Source organism: Xanthomonas sp. NCPPB 2864 (assembly GCF_056675615.1).
The window spans coordinates 1-1701 of record NZ_JBWWVS010000025.1; the positions used below are offsets into that span (position 1 = coordinate 1).

Genomic DNA, 1701 nt, shown 5'->3' on the forward strand with positions numbered 1-1701 from the left:
TGGCACTGCCGCCGATCCGTGGGCAGGTGACGTTCGAGCGGGTCACGTTCCGCTACCGGCCGGATGCGCCCGAGGTGCTCAACGGGATCGAGCTGGACATTCGCCCAGGCGAAATCATCGGCATCGTCGGCCGTTCCGGCTCCGGCAAGAGCACGCTGACCAAGCTGGTGCAGCGGCTCTACACGCCCGAGCGCGGGCGGGTGCTGATCGATGGCCAGGACCTGGCGCTGGCCGATCCGGCCTGGCTGCGCCGTCAGCTGGGTGTGGTGCTGCAGGAGAACTTCCTGTTCAACCGCAGCGTGCGCGAGAACATCGCGTTGACCGATCCCGGCATGCCGCTGGAGCGGGTGATCCATGCGGCCAAGCTGGCAGGTGCCCACGACTTCATTCTGGAATTGCCGGAAGGCTACGACACCAAAGTCGGCGAGCATGGTACCGGCCTGTCTGGTGGTCAGCGGCAGCGCATTGCAATCGCGCGCGCACTGATCGGCGACCCACGCATTCTGATTCTCGACGAAGCCACCAGCGCCCTGGATTACGAATCGGAGCACGCGGTGATGAGCAATATGCGCGCCATCTGTAAGGGGCGCACTGTGCTGATCATCGCGCACCGCCTTTCTACCGTGCGGCAGGCCAATCGCATCGTCGTGGTGGAGAAGGGACGCATCGTCGAGAGCGGCTCGCATGCCGAGCTGGTCGACCGGCCGGAAGGCCAGTACGCGCATCTATACAGACTGCAACAGGGGACCCCATGAAGCACCTGCTCCAGGGATGGCGCGATTTCTTTCTCCGCTATTTCAAGATCTTCAAATCGGCCTGGGCGGTGCGCCGCCAGCTCGACCCGCCCGCGCGCAGCGCCGACGAGCGCGCGTTCCTGCCCGCCCATCTTGAGCTGACCGAAACGCCTGTCTCGCCCACCGCGCGCTGGACGATGCGCATCATCATCGGTTTCTTCTGTGTCGCGCTGCTGTGGGCGTGCCTGGGCAAGCTCGATATCGTCGCCGTGGCACCAGGTAAGACCGTGGTCGACTCACGGACCAAGGTGGTGCAGACCGCAGAAACCGCGGTGGTACGCAGGATCCTGGTGCGTGATGGACAGGCGGTGAAGAAAGGCCAGCTGCTGGTCGAACTCGATGCCACCGCCACCGGCGCCGAGTTCGCCCAGGCCGGCGACGCACTGGTCAACGCACGTCTCGCTGCGCTTCGCCAGGCAGCGCTGGCGACCGCCATTGCGACCGGGCAGCCGCCGCAGCTGGATCCGGCTCCGGATCTACCCGCCGAGCGCGTAGCCAACGAGCAGCAATTGGTCAGCAGTCAATTCGACGCATTCCAGGCGCGCCGACACAACCTGCAAGCCAGCATCGCCCAACGCCAGGCCGAGTTGCAGACCACCCAGGACGCGATCGAACCGCTGGCCGAATCCGCACGCATCTCCAAAGTGCGCGCAGAGGACTACGCCCGCCTGGTCGAAGGCAAGTACGTCGGCCGCCATGACTACCTGTTGCGCGAACAGGAACGCATCGCCGCAGAAAGCCAGCTCGCCACCCAGCGCAATCGCCTGCAGGAGATCCGCTCGGCGACCAGCGCGGCGCAAGAGGAGTTGCGCGTGCTTGTCACCGACACACGCCAGCAGGCACTGGATGCCTTGCGCCAGGCAGGCGAGCAAGCCGGCCAGCTGACCCAGGACGTCGCCAAGACCGG

2 protein-coding genes are annotated in these 1701 nt (G+C 65.7%); both read left to right on the forward strand.

What is annotated here, in order from left to right; genetic code table 11:
* Positions 1-755, forward strand: a 755-nt coding sequence (locus tag AC1KVE_RS20985) for an ATP-binding cassette domain-containing protein (RefSeq protein ID WP_481093045.1), incomplete at its 5' end; no start/stop codon positions are given.
* On the forward strand, positions 752-1701 hold a 950-nt coding region (locus AC1KVE_RS20990; protein ID WP_481093116.1), incomplete at its 3' end, for a hemolysin secretion protein D. The genes AC1KVE_RS20985 and AC1KVE_RS20990, both read left to right, overlap by 4 nt.